Annotated in this window: 12 protein-coding genes and 1 pseudogene; 5 read left to right on the forward strand and 8 right to left on the reverse strand. The window is 73.0% G+C overall.

Annotated elements, in window-relative coordinates; all coding sequences use genetic code 11:
* Positions 1-71 precede the first annotated feature (71 nt).
* The 3 genes and pseudogenes from Phou_RS49380 to Phou_RS49390 form a co-directional block, all read left to right on the forward strand.
* Positions 72-1,364 (forward strand): cysteine desulfurase, encoded by a 1,293-nt coding sequence (locus Phou_RS49380; protein WP_173072167.1) that lies wholly within the window; start codon positions 72-74, stop codon positions 1,362-1,364.
* Positions 1,364-1,855, forward strand: a complete 492-nt coding sequence (gene sufU, locus Phou_RS49385; RefSeq protein ID WP_173071801.1) for a Fe-S cluster assembly sulfur transfer protein SufU — start codon at positions 1,364-1,366, stop codon at positions 1,853-1,855. The genes Phou_RS49380 and sufU overlap by 1 nt, the downstream gene beginning before the upstream one ends.
* 11 nt (positions 1,856-1,866) lie before the next feature.
* Positions 1,867-2,190: pseudogene (locus tag Phou_RS49390) on the forward strand (metal-sulfur cluster assembly factor); the annotation flags it as partial.
* 192 nt (positions 2,191-2,382) lie between these two features.
* On the opposite strand, the gene Phou_RS49395 reads toward Phou_RS49390, so the two are convergent.
* Entirely contained in the window at positions 2,383-5,289 is a 2,907-nt protein-coding gene (locus tag Phou_RS49395) for an AfsR/SARP family transcriptional regulator (protein WP_173071803.1), read from the reverse strand.
* A gap of 224 nt (positions 5,290-5,513) precedes the next feature.
* On the opposite strand from Phou_RS49395, the gene Phou_RS49400 reads away from it, so the two are divergent.
* A complete protein-coding gene (locus Phou_RS49400; protein ID WP_173071805.1) occupies positions 5,514-6,140 on the forward strand; it encodes a LysE/ArgO family amino acid transporter in 627 nt (208 codons plus the stop codon).
* Here Phou_RS49400 and Phou_RS49405 read toward each other — a convergent pair.
* Together Phou_RS49405 and Phou_RS49410 are read right to left on the reverse strand one after the other, a co-directional pair.
* Positions 6,132-9,263: a penicillin acylase family protein gene (locus tag Phou_RS49405; protein WP_173071807.1), complete on the reverse strand. Its 3,132-nt coding sequence runs from the start codon at positions 9,261-9,263 to the stop codon at positions 6,132-6,134. The genes Phou_RS49400 and Phou_RS49405 overlap by 9 nt on opposite strands.
* A 73-nt stretch (positions 9,264-9,336) precedes the next feature.
* On the reverse strand, positions 9,337-10,011 hold the full coding sequence (locus Phou_RS49410; RefSeq protein ID WP_218579665.1) for a DNA alkylation repair protein: 675 nt from the start codon (positions 10,009-10,011) through the stop codon (positions 9,337-9,339).
* 28 nt (positions 10,012-10,039) lie between these two features.
* Between Phou_RS49410 and Phou_RS49415 the strand changes: the two genes are divergently transcribed.
* Complete coding sequence (locus Phou_RS49415; protein WP_173071811.1) at positions 10,040-10,684, forward strand: acVLRF1 family peptidyl-tRNA hydrolase; 645 nt, start codon at positions 10,040-10,042, stop codon at positions 10,682-10,684.
* A 1,406-nt stretch (positions 10,685-12,090) separates the two neighbouring features.
* Here Phou_RS49415 and Phou_RS49420 read toward each other — a convergent pair.
* Genes Phou_RS49420 through Phou_RS49435 form a run of 5 tightly spaced genes read right to left on the reverse strand, consistent with a single transcriptional unit; the run spans position 12,091 to position 16,429 of the window.
* Positions 12,091-13,299, reverse strand: a complete 1,209-nt coding sequence (locus tag Phou_RS49420) for a cytochrome P450 (protein WP_173071813.1) — start codon at positions 13,297-13,299, stop codon at positions 12,091-12,093.
* 16 nt (positions 13,300-13,315) lie between these two features.
* On the reverse strand, positions 13,316-14,335 hold the full coding sequence (locus tag Phou_RS49425; protein WP_218579666.1) for a LacI family DNA-binding transcriptional regulator: 1,020 nt from the start codon (positions 14,333-14,335) through the stop codon (positions 13,316-13,318).
* 20 nt (positions 14,336-14,355) lie between these two features.
* Positions 14,356-15,399, reverse strand: a complete 1,044-nt coding sequence (locus Phou_RS49430) for an MFS transporter (RefSeq protein ID WP_218579667.1) — start codon at positions 15,397-15,399, stop codon at positions 14,356-14,358.
* A complete protein-coding gene (locus tag Phou_RS51975; protein WP_218579668.1) occupies positions 15,315-15,515 on the reverse strand; it encodes a hypothetical protein in 201 nt (66 codons plus the stop codon). The genes Phou_RS49430 and Phou_RS51975 overlap by 85 nt, the downstream gene beginning before the upstream one ends.
* Positions 15,512-16,429 carry an ABC transporter substrate-binding protein gene (locus Phou_RS49435; protein ID WP_173071817.1) on the reverse strand — a complete coding sequence of 306 codons (918 nt, stop codon included), beginning with the start codon at positions 16,427-16,429 and terminating at the stop codon, positions 15,512-15,514. Before Phou_RS49435 ends, Phou_RS51975 begins: the two co-directional genes overlap by 4 nt.
* Between the last annotated feature and the right edge of the window lie 73 nt (positions 16,430-16,502).

Raw genomic sequence — 16,502 nt, forward strand, 5'->3', positions numbered from 1 at the left:
AGCGAGCTTGCGAGCGAATCATCCAACTCAGCGAATTCGTGGCCGCGGGCGGCGAGAAGCCGGGAGACCGGATCATGACCATCACGATCCCGGAGGGCATGCCGCAGTACGGCGACGTGCCTCGCTTCGACGTGGAGAAGGTGCGCGCCGACTTCCCGATCCTGGGTCGGGAGGTCAACGGCCACCCGATGGTGTACCTGGACAGCGGCAACACCTCGCAGAAGCCGCGCCAGGTGATCGACGCGATGACGGAGCACCTCGAGCGGCACAACGGCAACGTGGCCCGCTCGGTGCACCAGGTCGGCACCGAGGCGACGGAGGCGTACGAGGGGGCCCGCGCCAAGGTGGCCCACTTCGTCAACGCCGCGCGCCCCGAGGAGATCGTCTTCGTCAAGAACGCGACCGAGGCGATCAACCTCGTGGCGTACGCGATCTCCAACTCGCCGAAGGGCTCGCGGCTCGCGATCGGCCCCGGCGACGAGATCGTGATCTCCGAGATGGAGCACCACTCCAACATCGTGCCGTGGCAGCTGCTGTGCGAGCGCACCGGCGCGACGCTGCGGTGGTTCCGGGTGACCGACGCCGGCCGCCTCGACCTCGAAGACCTGGACGAGCTTGTCAACGAGCGCACCAAGCTCGTGTCGTACGCGCTCGTCTCCAACGTCCTCGGCACCATCAACCCCACCTCCGCCATCACCACGCGGGCGCACGAGGTGGGCGCGCTGGTACTGCTCGACGCCTCGCAGGCCGCGCCGCACATCCCGGTCGACGTGGCTGATCTGGGCGCCGACTTCCTGGCGTTCACCGGGCACAAGATGTGCGGTCCCACCGGCATCGGCGTGCTGTGGGGACGGCACGAGCTGCTGGAGGCGATGCCGCCGGTGCTCGGCGGCGGCTCCATGATCGAGACGGTCACGATGGAGCGGTCGACGTTCGCGCCGCCGCCGGCCCGGTTCGAGGCGGGCACCCCGCCGATCGCCGAGGCCGTGGGGCTGGGCGCCGCCGTCGACTACCTCACCGGCATCGGCATGGAAGCCATCCGGTGGCACGAGAAGGAGCTCGCGGCGTACGCGCTGGACGCCCTCGCCACCGTGCCCGGCCTGCGCATCTTCGGTCCCACCACGCCGGTGGGCCGGGGCGGCACGATCTCGTTCGGGCTCGACGGGATACATCCACACGACGTGGGGCAGATCCTCGACTCGGTCGGCGTGGAGGTGCGCGTCGGCCACCACTGCGCCCGTCCGCTCTGCGTGCGGTACGGGGTGCCCGCCATGACCCGGGCGTCGTTCTACCTCTACACGACGGCTGGCGAGGTCGACGCGCTGGTGCGCGGCCTCGAGCAGGTTCGGAAGGTGTTCGACTGATGGAGTTCGAGCAGCTGTACCAGGAAATCATCCTCGACCACTACAAGCACCCGCACGGCCGTGGGCTGCGCGAGCCTGGTGCCGGCTCGTCGGTGGGCGAGGCGCATCACGTCAACCCCACCTGCGGTGACGAGGTCACCATCCGGGTGGCCACCGACGGCGACGAGCTGACCGACATCTCGTACGACGGCATGGGCTGCTCGATCAGCCAGGCCTCGGCGAGCGTGCTGCACGAGCTGCTGCGCGGCCAAGAAGCCGGCCGGGCGTTCAAGATCATGGACGGCTTCGTCGAGCTGATGGGCGGCCGGGGCCAGGTGACGCCCGACGAGGAGCTGCTCGGCGACGGCATCGCCTTCGCCGGCGTGGCCCGCTACCCGGCGCGCGTGAAGTGCGCGTTGTTACCGTGGATGGCGTTCAAGGACGCCGCGGTGCGGGCCGGCGTGACCGGCTCGCCTTCGTCCGCCGCTGCATCGGAGGTACAGGGATCATGAGTGACGTGACGAAGTCCGCCGTCGCGGACGTCGAAGAGGCGATGAAGGACGTCGTCGACCCCGAGCTGGGCATCAACGTCGTCGACCTCGGCCTCGTCTACGGCATCCACGTCGACGACGAAAACGTGGCGACGCTGGACATGACGCTGACGTCGGCGGCCTGCCCGCTCACGGACGTGATCGAGGACCAGACGCGTTCCGCGCTGACCACCGGCCCGGGCGGCGGCCTGGTGAAGGACTTCCGCATCAACTGGGTGTGGCTGCCGCCGTGGGGCCCGGACAAGATTACGGACGAGGGCCGCGACCAGCTGCGGGCGCTCGGCTTCAACGTCTGACGACCTTCGCGGGGCGGGTGGGCGGCCGCGGCACGTTGGTTGCCCGGCCGGCGCCGAGGGTTGGCCGCGCCGCTAGCCGAGGCGCCGGGGCCGCCTTTGCCGTACATCAGGTAGCCGCCGCGCTGGAGGACCGCGGAGGGTGAGGCTGCGGGAGCAACGGTCCGGACCACCGCGGACATCGCGGTAGCTCGGCTATGTGGCGGGCGTCGCGGCCGCGAGGTCGGCGCGGACCTTGTCGGCCTCGGGGACGCCGAGTGCCTCGAAGACGGCCAGCGCCCGCTCCCACGCCGCCCGCGCCGCCTCCTGGTCGCCCAGCTCGGCGTGGGTCAGGCCCAGCTCGCTGAGGCAGAGGCCGGCGCTGCGGCGCTCGTCCACCTTTTCGGCCAGCTCCAGCGCGGTGCCCAGCCGATCGAGGGCCTGGGTGTGCTGGCCGCGCAGGCGGTACACGCGGCCGAGCTGGGTCAGGACCGTGGCCTGGCCGACCGCGATTCCCAGGTCGACGAACATCGCGTAGCTCTGTTCGTAGCACTCCTGCGCCTGCGGGTACGCGCCCTGCCGCTCGTAGACCTGTGCCAGGTTGCTCAGCACCGCGGCCTGGCTGCGCCGGTTGCCGTTGCCGCGGAAGATGCCGAGCGCCTCGCGCAGGCTCTCCACCGCGGGGCCGTGCTCGCCGAGTCCACAGTAGACTTCGCCGAGGTTGTTGAGGCTGATCGCCGCGCTGTGGCGGTCGTCCAGGTCGCGGCTGATGGCGAGGCTCCGTTCGAGGCTGGCGGCCGCCTCGGTGAGCTGGCCGAGGCTGTCGTAGACGGTGCCGAGCCCGTTCAGGCAGGCCGCCTCGCCGGGCCGGTCACCCGCGGCCGCGTAGCGGTCGAGGGCCTCGCGCAGGCGGTCGAGCGCCTTCGGGTACTCGCCGCGTACCTCGAACGCCGCACCGAGGTCGCGGCTCGCGTGCGCCTCGGCGATCGGGTCGGCGGCGCGGCGGGCGACCGTGCGGGCCACCTCGTTGACCTCGACCCAGTCGTTGAGGTAGCCGCGTATGTGGAAGAAAGCGAACATCGCGCGGGCCAGGCTGCTCGCGGCGGCGGCGGGCAGCGTGGGGGTCTGCGCGATCTGGTGTACGGCGGCGAGGAGGTTGGCCCGCTCGGACTCCAGCCAGTCGAGGGCACCGGCCACATCGGAGAACGGCGTGCCCCGCTCGGCCCACTCGCCGGCGGTCTCCGGCCGCGCGTCCGCGGGGCGCAGCAGCCGGAACGCTTCCCACGCCGTGGTCGAGTACCAGCGCAGGAGCCGCACGAGCGCGTCGGGGTCCGCTGTGGACACTGAGCGGCCGAACAGGCGGAGCAGGTCGTGCAGCCGGAAGCGGCCGGGCGCCGGGCTCGCCAGCAGCTGGCAGTCGACGAGCCGGTCGAGTATCCGCTCCGCCTCCAGCGGCGGCAGGTCGAGCAGTGCGGCGGCGGCCGGCAGGCTGAGGTCGGCCGCGTCCGGCAGCGCGATCAGCGCGAACGCCCGCGCCGCCGCCCTGTCGTCCGCCTCCGCGCCGTCGCGCAGCAGCTCGTAGCTGACCTGGAAGCTGGAGCGCACGCCCAGCTCGCCGAAGCGCAGCTCGTCCAGCCGGCGGCGGGTGTCGGAGAGGCGGTCGGCCAGCTCGCGTACCGGCCATGACGGGCGGGCGGCCAGCCGCGCTCCGGCGATCCGCAGCGCGAGAGGCAGGCAGCCGCACCAGGCGGCCACCCGCTGCGCGCCGCCCGGGTCGGCGGCCACGCGGTCCGCACCGGCGAGCCGGCTGAGCAGCAGCATCGCCTCGGCCGGCGGGAGCACGTCGAGGTGTACGTGCGCCGCGTTGTCCAAGGTGGACAGCACGGGCCGGCTCGTTACCAGCACCGCGGTGTGCGTGCCGGCGGGAAGCAGCGGGCGTACCTGCTCGGCGTCGTGCGCGTTGTCCAGCACGACGAGCAGCCGCCGCCCCGCCGCGGCCGCGCGGAACGCCGCGCTCGCCTCGTCCACTGTGGTCGCGTCGGTGTCCCGGACGCCGAGCGCGCGCAGAAACCGGCCGAGCACCTCCAGCGGCGGCAGCGGCCGCAGTCCCGCCGTGGCGCCCTGCAGGTCGACGTAGAGCTGCCCGTCCGGGAAGTGGTGCGCGAGCCGGTGCGCCAGGTAGACGGCGAGGGCCGACTTGCCCACCCCACCCGGCCCCGCGATCGCGACAAGTGGCGCGGGACGCAGCGGCGACGTCGCGAGCCGGGCGCGGGCGGCGGTGACCTCGCGGTGCCGGCCGGTGAACGCCGCGATGTCGGGTGGCAGCTGCCGTGGCGCCGGCGGGCTCCCGCTGACCGCGCCGGCTGCGCCGGGCGGGTCGAGCGCCGGGTCGGCGGTGAGGATCTGGCGCTGCAGCCGCTGCAGGGCGTGGCCGGGTTCGACGCCGAGGTCGGCCACGAGCCGGCGCCGCAGCTGGCGGAACATCTCCAGCGCGTCGGCCTGCCGCCCGGACCGGTAGAGCGCGAGCATCGCCAGCTCGTGCAGCCGCTCGCGCAGGGGCTGCTCGGCGGTGGCCGCAGCGAGTGCGGGCAGCAGCGTACCGGCGTGGTCACCGATCGAGAGCCGCGACTGCGCCCAGTGCTCCAGCACGGTGAGCCGCCGCTCGGCGAGATCGGCCAATGTGGACTCCGCGGCGGCGCCCAGCTCGAGCCCGTCCAGCGGGCGGCCGCGCCAGAGACCGAGCGCCCGCTCCCACCGGTCGGCCGCGGTGGCCAGGTCACCCCGCGCCGCGGCGCGGTGCCCCTCGCCGACGAGCCGGTCGAACAGCAGCATGTCGAGGTCGTACGGGTCGACGGCGATCTGGTAACCCGGCGGGCGGGCGATCAGCCCGGTCAGGTGGAGCGAGGTGCGCAGGTTGGAGACGTGGGTGCGCAGCGCGCCGGCGGCCGTGCGGGGCGGCTTGAGCGGCCACAGCGCCTCGGTGAGGGTGCTCACGCCGACCGGCCGGTTGGCGTGGAGCAGGAGCAGGCCGAGCAGCGTGCGGGGTTTGGTGGCGGTGAGCTGCACGGGCCGCCCCTGCGGCCCCGCGACCTCCAGCGGACCGAGAATGCGGAACGTGACCATTGCCCACCTCGCTCCGTCGCCCCCTACCCCTCGACCAGATGCACGCGCCTGGCGCCGGATGGTTCAGCGATCAACCACTTAAATTCGGTCGCCCGGACCCGGCTGGTGACGCAGACTGGCACCGTGATCGAGTCGAAAACCTTCCGCGTCCCTGTCGCTGCCGTCCTCGCCGGCACGCGACAGCAGCGTGGCGGGCTGCCGGCTGCGATCCCGCACCCACGATCATGATCGCCGCGTTTCTGGATGGCGTGATCGCCGGCTACGGCGTGGCCGTCCCGGTCGGCGCCATCGCCATTTTGATCATGGGGCTCGCGGCCCGCACGTCCTTCCGCGTCGGCGCGGCGGCGGCCATGGGCGTGGCCACCGCCGACGGGCTGTACGCGATCGTCGCCGTTGTCGGCGGCGCGGCCCTCGCCGGCGTGATCGAGCCGGCCGCGACACCGTTGCGCTGGGTGGCCGTGGCGGTGCTGCTCGGGCTCGCCGCCCGCACCGCGTACACGGCGGTCCGGCACCACCGCGACCCGGCCCGCGCGGCCCGCTCGGACGCGGGGCTCGCCTCGCCGCTGCGGGCGTACGGCGGGCTGCTGGCGCTCACGCTCCTCAACCCGATGACGATCGTCTACTTCGGAGCGCTCGTGCTCGGTCGGCAGGCGTCGGACAGCCTGAGCGCCGGGGGAGAGGCGCTCTTCGTGGCGGGCGCGTTCCTCGCGTCGGCGAGCTGGCAACTCGTCATCGCCGGCGGCGGCACGCTCGTAGGGCGGCTGCTGACCGGGCCGCGTGGCCGGCTGGCAACCGCCCTCGTGTCGAGCGCGTTGATCATCGCGTTGGCGGCGGGCACCGCCCTAGCGTGAGTACACCTCCATCTCGTACAGCGAATAGCCGTAAGAGGTCGCCCGGCGGGCGCCCGCCATGCGGACGTAGCGGGCGTCCCGCGCGGTGAAGGCGTCGTTGTCGGTGCCGCCGTTGCCGGCGGCGGTCGACCACGCGGTGGTCCAGGTGACACCGTCGGTCGAGGTCTCGATGCGGTACCCGGACGCGTACGCCGCCTCCCACCGCAGGATGACCCGGCCCACGCTCCGGACCGATCCCAGGTCGACGGTCAGCGACTGGTTGTCGGTCCAGGAGCTGGCCCACCGGCTCCCCGGGTCGCCGTCGAAGGCCCGCGACGCCGCGTGCGGCCATTGCGAGCCGGTCGCGGTGGCCGGGCGCCCGGCGGCGAGGTTGGTCACGTCCTGGCCGCGCCCGGCCGGAAACGAGACCACCTGCTGGTACGTGGGACGGTTCTGCCACGCGATGACCGGCATGGTGATGCCGCCGAGCGGGGAATGCACGATCGCGTCGGCGCACCACTGGTCGCCGGCGGCGCAGTGCTCGTCAGCGGGGTACACAGTGGACGCCGGCTGCGCCGCCGCCGCGCGGAGCGTGTCGAGCAGCACCGTGCGGCAGGCGGTCAGGTCGCCGTTGCCGCAGTACGCGCGGCCCGGCCCGCCCTGCACCGGCTCGCCCAACACCCGCCGGATGTCCTTGTCCACATAGCCCCACCAGCCGTACTGGAACGCCGAGCCCTTGTGCGGCTGGGAACCGTCGTCGGAGGGCGACTCGTCGATCTGGATGGCGTTGACCAGCGCCTGGTACAGGTCGGCGCCAAGGCCGGGCTTGAACTGCCCGTCCACAAGGAGCGGCCACCACGCGTCGAAGACCCGGATCGCGGCGGCGTGCTGGTACGCCTTGGACCCGGCCGAGGTCTCCTTGCGGTTGGCGCCGGCCTGCTGCCACGCCTTGAGCTGGGTGACCGCCGCGGCGAGCCCGGCGTCGGTGACCGGCTGGCTCTCGATGAGCCGGAGCAGGTCGTCGAGCACCTCCTTGCCGCGCAGGTCCACAGTGGCCGCGTCCTCCACAAGCCGCACGACCGCGGCGCGGTCGAGCTTCTGCCCGGCGCCCAGCGCGGCCTTCACCGGGGCGTCAAGCAAATCGCCGCGGTGCACCGAGCCGAAGCTGAAGTTGCCGTCCGCCGCGCTGAAGTCACGGGCCTGCTTGTTGTTCCAGGAGATGTAGTAGTCCTGGTTTGTCGACTGTGGATGAGCGGAGACCGGCGCGAACCCCGTCCACTCGTACTGCGCGGCCATCGGCAGGTTGGGGTTGGAGCCGGCGGCACGCACCGGGTTGCGACCGGAGTTGAAATACGCCGACTGGGTCGAGTTGACGTAGAACCAGTTGAACGCGTACTCCACGTTGGATGCCGCCGCGACGAAGGCATTGGCGTCGCCCATCGCCGCGGGGTCGTTGAATATCTGGAAGCCGATCGCGGACTGCGCCTCCCGGCCGTACGTGGAGCGGCGCTGGGTGAACGCGTACGGCTGGCCGCCCACCGTGCCCCGCCACGCGACGAGGCCGAGCGCGGTGCGCCAGGCGATGATGCGGTACGAGCCGGCCGGCGTGCTGTCGGCGACGGTGGGGCGCCAGGAGTTGACGTGTGACAGCTCCTCCATCGCCTTGCACTGTCCCTGGTGGAGGTAGCGGTTGGTGGCGAGCGTCGGTGCCGAGCCGTCGGTGGTGCACAGCGGCAACGCGTAGGTGTCGGTGATGTCCTGCACGGCCGACGTGGCGCTCCACGCGTAGTCCTGGCCGCGCCCGAGCAGCACGTACAGGCTCACGCCGGCGAACGCGACGCCATGCGCGCTGATGCCCGGCCCCTGCAGCTCCTGCATCAGCAGCAGCTGCGGCGAGAAGTAGCCGGTCTGCGGCCCGAAGACCGCCACCGGGTTGCCGGAGGTCGTGTGCTGGCCGGAGACGACGACGGCGTTGGACATGCCGCGGTGGGCCGCGCCGATCTGGAGCTCCGCGAGAGCGACGGCGCCGTCGGTGGCGGATCCGGTAGCGTCCCTGACCACCGGCTCAGGGCGGACCGAGCCGGCGTCCGGCATGACCACGCTGGGCGCGTCGTCGGGTGCCGAACCGTAGGGGAAGCTCTGACCGTTGTGGAGGGTCAGCACCGTCTCCGGGTCGTTCTGCGCGCGGAACCCGCGCCACACCGCGTCGCCGTCGGCCGGCCCGTACTTGGCCCGCGCGGCGATCCGCACCAGCGCGGACTGCATCTCGTTGCCGCCGCCACCGCCGAAGAGGCCGCCGACGACGCCGGCGATCGCGATGAGGTCGGTCATCGCGAAGCGCTCCGGCCCGCCCGCGTTCGTGATCGCGTCGAGGTGGCCGGTGAGCACGTACTCGCCGGGGCAGTTGCGCCCCCGCATGCAGGCGTCGATGTAGGCGTTGATGCCCGCGATGTACGCCTCGACGTCCGCGTACAGCTGCTCGCCCCGCGCACCCTGCTGGCGCAGCGCGGCGACCTGGGCCTGGAGGTCGGCCTCCGTGTAGGGGGAGTTGCGCCAGACGCTCTGCTCCAGCGCGCGGTTGCCGGCCGCACCGCCGGCGAACGGGGTGAGCGTCCCCCGCCCGACGTGCCGCAGCAGGTCCATCGTGAAGAGGCGGTCCTCGGCACCGGCGTACCCGGCGCCGAACATCGTGCCGGCCCGCGTGGTGCCGGTGATGTGCGGGGTGCCGGTGGCCCGGTCGCGCACCACGGTCACGTCGGAGCGCGGCTGGTAGGTGCGCTCGGCCTGCCCGGCGGGCACGCCGAACGAGGCGTTGTTGAAGTAGCTGTTGATCTGGTCGTCGTTGAGGCCGGCGTAGTTGTAGACGAGGTTGGCGTACTCGTCGAGCTGGTCCGCCGAGTGCGCGGGGCGGGTGCCGAGCGCCTGGTGGGCGAGGATCTCGACGAGCGTGGCGTTGCCGTTCTGGCCGGGCGGGAGGATGTCGGAGCACTGCTCCAGGCAGTAGTCGTTGGCAGCGAGCACGGCGGCTCGCGCCTGCGCGGCCTTGGCCTCCGCCGTGGCGGTGGCCGGTGTGGGGACGATGAGGCTGGTCGTCGCGGTGAGCAGCGCCGCGGCGAGGACCGGGAGGGTGGCGGGTCTGCGCATGGCGATCCTCGTGATTGTAAATATATGAGGAACATTCGTGTACCGGATGGTAACTTGTCCGGCCCACTTATGCCTAGAGGTTCTTCAATGCCTCTCGCGCCGACAGGGGTGCCAGCCGGTGCGCCGACACGAACGCGCGGACCGCCGCCGGGTCCGTCTTGGCGTACTCCCGCAGCGCCCAGCCGATCGCCTTGCGTACGAAGAAGTCGGTGTGCCCGGCCTGCCGCGTGCAGTAGCCGAAGAGCCGACCGGTGTCGGTCCGCTCCTTGTAGCGCAACTGGTGCAGGATCGCCGTGCGCACCAACCACATGTCGCGGTCGACAGCCCACTCGTCCATCGTGGACGCCAGCTCCGGGTGCTCGGACACGAGCGTGCCCACCAGATGCGCGGCGAGCGCGTCCACTGTGTCCCACCACGGCTTGGTCACGACGAGGAAACGCGCCGTCTCCAGGAATCCCGCCGAGCAGACCCGCGCGTGCCGCCGCAGCAGGCCGCAGGCAAAGTACTGGTACTCCCGCTCGGGCAGGGCCCAGCACGCCTCGGCCACGTCGCGCAGGTCGTCCTCGGTGGGGCGCGGCAGCCCCGCGAGCACCTCGCGCGAGAGCACCCGCTGCGCCGGCGACTGGACGCCGAGGAAGGGAAACAGGTCCCGCATGTAGGCCGCCATCGCCCGCGCCCGCTCCGGGTCACGCGCCGCACCGTACACGCGGGTGAGGCGACCCAGAACCTCGGTGGCGAGCGGCGTCATCGCCCGATCATGCCGTACCGTCGGGCCCATGGGCAGTCGACCGGCCGCGGGCGGCGGGCGCTGGGTCGACGTCGACCCCGAGCGCCTGCCAAGGTGGGTCGAGGGCTTCGCCGCCCGCCACGGCACGCCGGAGCCCACGACCGCCGACTTCGGCATCACGCTGCGCGCACCGGACGGCGCGGTGGCCGAGCTGCACGCCCCGCCCGGCGTCACCGCGTACACCGACCTGTCCACATTCCAGTCCGCGACGCTGGAGTCGCGACTGCTGGGCCTGTTGCTGGCCCGCAAGGGCGCGGTGGCGGTGGGCATCGCGCTAGGCGACCGCCTGACAGCATCCAAAGTGGACACCAGCTACGTGCAGAGCCGCACGGCCGCGGGCGGCTGGTCCCAGCAACGGTTCGCCCGCCGCCGCGAAAACCAGGCCAAGGCCGCCGCCGGCGACGCCGCCGACCTGGCCGCCCGCGTGCTGCTGCCCGCGGCCGGCGAGCTGGCCGCCCTGGTCTGCGGCGGCGACCGCCGCACGGTCGACACGATCCTCACCGACCGCCGGCTCGCCCCGCTGGCCGCCCTCCGCGCCGACCGCCACCTCCAGGTCCCCGACCCGAGGCACGCCGTCCTGCTCGACGCCGCCAAGGCCGCCCGCGCGGTGGAGATCCACCTCCCACCCGAATAGCCCCTCGAAACCTCGAGCTACCGCGACGCCCGCGGTGGTCCGGACCGTTGCTCCCGCGGCCTCACCCTCCGCGGTGGCCAACCTGCCCCCGGCCGGCTACGCCGCCCCGCTGCGCTTCCGCCCGCCCGGCCCGCTTCGTCACGCGCCGCGCTGCCCGGCGCTGCTCCGTGCCGCGCTGCTCCGTGCCGCCCCGCCCCGTGCCGCTCCGCGCTGCGCCGTGCCGCCCCGCCCCGTGCTGCTCCGCGCTGCTCCGCGCTGCTCCGTGCCGCTCCGTGCCGCGCCACCCTGCCCGTGTCGCCGCCTTGCGCCAACCCGCCCCTGCGCCACCCTGCGCCGTGGTGGGCTGCCCGCGCCAACCCGCCGTGGCCGCCCCGGGCCGCGCAACGTTGCAGCGCGTGATCACGGTCTGCCAGCGTTGACCATGGTTTGGGCGGCAGTTTTTGGGCGAATTGCTCCTGCTCAAACCATGGTCGCGAGGGCCCGACGCGAGGGCCGGACGGGACGCCCGGACGGGAGGGGCAGACGCGAGGGCTGTGCGCGTGGGGCGGGACCAGCTTCCCGCCGAGCCCCGCAGGCGGCGCGAGGGCCGGGTGCGAGGCCGGGGCGCGAGAGCTGTGCGAGGGGGCGCACACGGGGCCGTGCGCGAGGAGCGATATGGGCCGTGCAGGAGGAGCGATGTCGGGGAGTGGGCGCATTCGTGCGCCCAGGTTGAGAGGCACCTGCGGCGCGACACCACGCGGCCGGTGAGCTGCGGGAGTGTCGGTGCCGAGCGGGTTCGCAGCGGACGGCGCGCAGGACGTTGGCCTGGCCGAGCGGGTGGCCCTTGCCCCTCGCATCCAGACGTGTGCTGTCGCTGCGATCGTCCATCACCGACAGTGACGCCCGCCTCGCGGTCAGGGTGCCCTCTTAAAGTCCGACCCGAGTGAGACGTGAGCTGCCGCTATGCCGCGGTGCCGCCTCACCCTCTGCGGTCGCCCGGCTCAACCCACGAGCCCGATCCGGCAGATCTTGGCAAGTTAGCGTCGAAATAACGCGCTAACTCGCCAAGATCTCGAAGCTCACGCCGCCTGCGCCTGATCGACAGTTACAGACCGCGACGAGGGTGGACTCATGCGCTCCCGCCTCCAAGATCTGCAGAAGCACGGGTAGGGGAAGACCAGACCGGTGGATCTTGTTTCTTGCCGGGTCAATGCCTAACCCCGTAAACCGGCCACCGCGGCGCGGACACCGTGAGCTGGTAAGGACGCCGGAGGCTGTCGTACGGCGAGCAATCCCAACTCCTAAAGTCGAGCAACGCCAACTCGCCAAGATCTGCGGGAGCGGGGTGAGCTGGGCCACCGCGGAGGGTGAGGCCGCGGGAGCAACGGTCTGGACCACCGCGGGCGTCGCGGTAGCTCAAAAATCGCTCATGGGGTGATCACGTCGAGGGATTCCAGGCCGCGGAAGAAGTAGCTCGCGATGTACGTCGGCTCGTAGCCGGCGGCCAGGCGGAGGTCGGGCAGGCGGGCGAAGAGCGTCTCCACCGCGACCCGGATCTCGGCGCGGGCCAGCGGCGCGCCAGGGCAGAAGTGCAGGCCCTTGCCGAAGGCTACGTGGTCGCGCACGTTCGGGCGGTCGAGGTCGACGGTGTCGGCGTCGGGAAAGTGGGCCGGGTCGCGGTTGGCCGAGCCGAACAGGAGCAGCAGCAGCGAGCCCTTGGGCAGGAGGGCGCCGCCCAGCTCGACCTCGCGGGTGGTGATGCGGAAGAGGCCGCGGTGCGGGGCGTCGCGGCGTAGGGCCTCCTCGATGACCTTCACGATCGTGCGGGTGGGGTCGTCGGTGATGCGCGCGCGGATCGACGGGTCGCGCAGGGCGATCAGGATGGTGGCGGTGATCGCGTCGCGGGTGGTGTCCAGGCCGGCCACCCGCTTGCCGCGGATGTAGTTGTGCAGGTAGTCCTCGGCGAGGCCGGGGTGGCCGTCGATGCCGTGCACCAGGGTGGAGATCATGTCGTCGCGGGGGTGGGCGCGGCGGTCGTCGATGAGCGTCTGGATGTAGCGGGTGTAGTCGCCGAGCCGCCGGGCGGCGGCGACGCGGTCCTCGACCGGGATGAAGTGGTTCCACAGCAGGTTGAGGTCTTCGGTCCAGGCGTGTACGCGTGCGGTGTCCTCGGGCGGGAAGCCGATCGCGGCGCCGATGATCGTCTGGACGAAGGGGGCGGCGTAGGCGCTGACCAGGTCGGTCGTGCCCGGGGTGAAACCGTCGATCAGCTCGTTCGCCCGGCGGTGCATCAGTGGCAGCAGTGCGCGCACCCGGGCGCCGCTGAACGCGGCCTCGGTGAGCGCGCGGACGTGGGCGTGCGCGGGCGGGTCGGTGTTGACCAGCACGGTGGTCTCCGGCACGTTGCCGGCCTTCAGCTCGGCGACCACCTCGGGCGGGTTGTCGTAGATCCACGGGAGGGAGGCCGACGAGGAGTACGTCCGCGGGTCGTCGAGGACGGCGGTGACGTCGGCGTAGCGGCTGACCATGTAGGCGCCGATGGATTCGCTGAAGGTGACGGGCCGCTCGCGCGCGGCCCGGTAGAACAGGTGCGGGTCCTCCCGGTGCGGGCTGACCATGGGATTGAAGTCGAGCATGGAGCCCCCTGCCTGATCACGGTCGCGGGGGCGCGGTCGACCCCCTCACCACCAGTGTCAGGGGAAGCAGCACCGATCGGGGATGTCGATCTGGCTCCTGAATTTCAGTGAGCAGCAGGCGCGCGGCTTCGGCGCCGAGCTCGTAGTGGGGGATGCGCACGGTGGTCAGCGGTGGGCTCAGCTTGTCCATGAACGGCGTGTCGTTGAAACCCACCACGCTCACGTCGTCCGGGCAGCGGAGGCCGCGTGCCGCGAGCGCGTCGTAGCAGCCCAGCGCGAGCAGGTCGTTGCCGGCGAGCACGGCGGTGAAGTCCACATCGGAGTCGAGCAGGGCGGTGAGCGCGGCGGCGCCGGCCGATTCGGTCCACGATGTACAGACGATCAGCCGCTCGGGGTCGTCGGGGAGTCCGTGGTCCTGCAGCGCCTGCCGGAACGCGCGCAGCCGGCCCCGCCCGGTGGAGAGGTCCTGCGGCCCGGCCAGGTGGGCGATCCGCTGGTGGCCGAGCTCGACCAGGTGCCGCACGGCCAGCGCCACACCTGTCGCGTCGTCGGCGGTGACCGACGGGATCGCGGCGGTGGCGATGCGGCGGTTGACCAGCACGACCGGGCTGCCGGCGGCGGTGAGCTCGTCGAGCAGCGGGTGCTCCAGCCGGGCGGTGGCGAAGACGAAGCCCTCCACGTTGCGTACCCGCATGGACTCGACGGCGTCCGCCTCGCGGGCCGGGTCGTTGTCGGTGTTGACGATCCAGGCGCTGTACCCCACGGGCCGCAGCACGTCTTCGACGCCGCGCGCGATCGGCGGGAAGAGCGGGTTGGTCAGGTCGGGAATGACCAGCCCGATGCTCGCCGAGCGGGAGGTCTTGAGGCTGCGCGCGATCGGGTTCGGCCGGTAGCCGAGCGAGCGCGCGACCCGCTCCACCCGGTCGGCGGTCTCGGCGTTGACGAGGTGGCGGGTGGCCGGGTTGAGCGCGCGCGAAGCGGTGGCCCGGTGCACCTGGGCGTTGTCCGCCACGTCCTGGAGGGTCGGCTGCCGCACCTTCGAATGGTAAGAGCGCGTCATGAGCGCACCGCCACCGGTGAGCGCCACCGGGACCGCGCGAGCGCGCCGAGCACACCCAGCGGGACCAGGAGCACCGCCGCCACCCCGAACACAAGCCCGAAGCGGCCGGCCTCCACCGGCGGGCCGCCGGCCACCGCGCCGAGCGCGCTGCCGGTGAAGAGCGCGCAGGCGAACAGCGAGACCGAGGCCAGCCCGGCCTCCGGCACCACCTCGGTCGCCCAGGTCTGCAACGTGGAGTGCATCGAGGCCCAGGCGGCGCCGAACAGCAGGCACACCACCGCGGCGGCGACCGGTGCCGTGGTGAACGCGGCGAGCAGGCAGCCGACCGCGGCCAGGCCGGCGCCCGCCACGATGAGGGCGGCCGCGGGCACGCGCTGCTGGACGCGGCCGACGATCGGGGCGCAGACGAGCACGGCCACCCCGTACGCGGCGGTGACGCCGCCCGCGACCGCGGTGCCGCTGCCGGTGGCGCCGACCGCCGCGGGCAGGAACGTGAGCGCGCCCATCAACAGGGCACCCTCCACGGTGGCCAGCAGCAGGAGTACGCGCGCGGGGCGGGAGCGCAGGACGGCGCGGAGCGGCGCGAAGAGGCCGTCGGCGGCGGCCCGGGGCGCCGGCAGCTCGGGCACCCGGCCGAGCACCAGGCAGGCGACCAGCGCGGTGGCGCCGGTGAGCAGGAAGGCGGACCGCCAGCCGACCGTGGCCGCCAGCACACCGGCTCCCGCCGTCGCACCGGCCGTGCCGAGCGCGACGCCGGACATCAGGGCGGTGATGTCGCGGTGCCGGCGCCCCGGTGCGGCGGTGGCGCCGGCGTAGAAGAGCGCCGTGGGTACGGCAGCGCTGAAGGCACCGCCCGCGACGAGCCGGAATGCCACGAGCGAGGTGGCGTCGACGGCCAGCGTGGTACCGGCGGTGGCGACGGCCGCCACGAGCATCGCCAGCCGCAGCGACCGGATCACGCCGACGCGGGCGCTGATGAGGCCCCAGAGGGGTTGGACCAGCCCGTACGCCAAGAAGTAGGCGCCAGCCGCGCTGGCCACCCGGACACCGGGATGTCGAGGTCGCGCGAGATGGCCAGCAGCATGGGCGGCATCGCGAACCGGTCGAGCGTGCTGGCGAGCGCGGTGAACTGGAGCAGCCGGGTGTGCCGGGTCATGCCGGTGACGGTCCGCTCAGGAACCGCTCGTCGACGAGGCCGGAACCGGGTGCGGCGAGCGCGTCGAGCTCCGGGCCACCGGCACCGTGGCTGCTGCGCAGCCAGCACAGCGTCTCCAGCGAGCGGGCGTCGAGCCGGCCGGTGGGCACCAGGCCCTCGCGGGGGTCGACGAGCGTGCGCAGGTACCGCGAGACACCGTCGGCGTCGAGGCCGAGGCGCTCGGCGGCCACCTCCGCGGCCGGGCGGGCCAGGCGACCGGCGACGAGCGCGGCGGCGGTGGCGAGCAGCGCCGAGGTGAGCGCGCGCAGGGCCGGCGCACGACGCTCCACGGTGGAGCCGAGCGCCGCGAGGACGGAGCCGACGTAGGGCCCGAGGGTGGAGGCGCGGCTGATCCGGGCGCAGCCGGCCACCTCGGCGCGCAGGTCGCTGCCCGCGTTGAGCACGCTCATCGTGCACTCGCCGGCGGCCAGCGCGGCGGCCCGGCGCGGGGTGGAGCCGATCGCCCGCACGTCGTAGTCGAGGCCGGCGTGCAGACCGAGGCGGGCGAGCAGCGCATACGCCACGAAGGCGAAGCCGGAGCGCGGCACGTCGACGGCGAGCACGCCGCCGCGCAGGCCGGCACCCGGGTCGGCGCCGCCGGAGCGGATGCCCGGGCGGGCGAAGAGGGACAGGCCCAGGCCGCGGTCGACGGCGGCGATGATGCGCACGCCCGCGTGTGGATGGGCGAAGATGTTGTCCGGGCTGGTCAGCACCGCGTCGAGGTCACCGGCGACCAGCGCGGCAAACTGCTGGGGCGACGAGGTGGCAGGCACCTCCTCGACGGCGAGGCCGGCCCGGTCGAGGGCACCGGTGGTGGCGGCCACGCCGAGCAGCACCGAAGGGCTGAAGACCCCCAACCGCAGCGTGACCCTCACGACCGACACCCTACCGCAACCGATTGCATCACCTGTATGTCGATGTCTTGTGCGCTATTGACAGGCAGTGGCG

Origin of the sequence: Phytohabitans houttuyneae (genome assembly GCF_011764425.1) — a bacterium.
Lineage (GTDB): Bacteria > Actinomycetota > Actinomycetes > Mycobacteriales > Micromonosporaceae > Phytohabitans > Phytohabitans houttuyneae.

Excerpts from the sequence above, each read along its gene's own strand:
- sufU (WP_173071801.1), top strand. The coding sequence starts at position 1,364 with ATGGAGTTCGAGCAGCTGTACCAGGAAATCATCCTCGACCACTACAAG.
- Phou_RS49395 (WP_173071803.1), bottom strand. The coding sequence starts at position 5,289 with ATGGTCACGTTCCGCATTCTCGGTCCGCTGGAGGTCGCGGGGCCGCAG.
- Phou_RS49400 (WP_173071805.1), top strand. The coding sequence starts at position 5,514 with ATGATCGCCGCGTTTCTGGATGGCGTGATCGCCGGCTACGGCGTGGCC.
- Phou_RS49405 (WP_173071807.1), bottom strand. The coding sequence starts at position 9,263 with ATGCGCAGACCCGCCACCCTCCCGGTCCTCGCCGCGGCGCTGCTCACC.
- Phou_RS49410 (WP_218579665.1), bottom strand. The coding sequence starts at position 10,011 with ATGACGCCGCTCGCCACCGAGGTTCTGGGTCGCCTCACCCGCGTGTAC.
- Phou_RS49415 (WP_173071811.1), top strand. The coding sequence starts at position 10,040 with ATGGGCAGTCGACCGGCCGCGGGCGGCGGGCGCTGGGTCGACGTCGAC.
- Phou_RS49420 (WP_173071813.1), bottom strand. The coding sequence starts at position 13,299 with ATGCTCGACTTCAATCCCATGGTCAGCCCGCACCGGGAGGACCCGCAC.
- Phou_RS51975 (WP_218579668.1), bottom strand. The coding sequence starts at position 15,515 with ATGACCCGGCACACCCGGCTGCTCCAGTTCACCGCGCTCGCCAGCACG.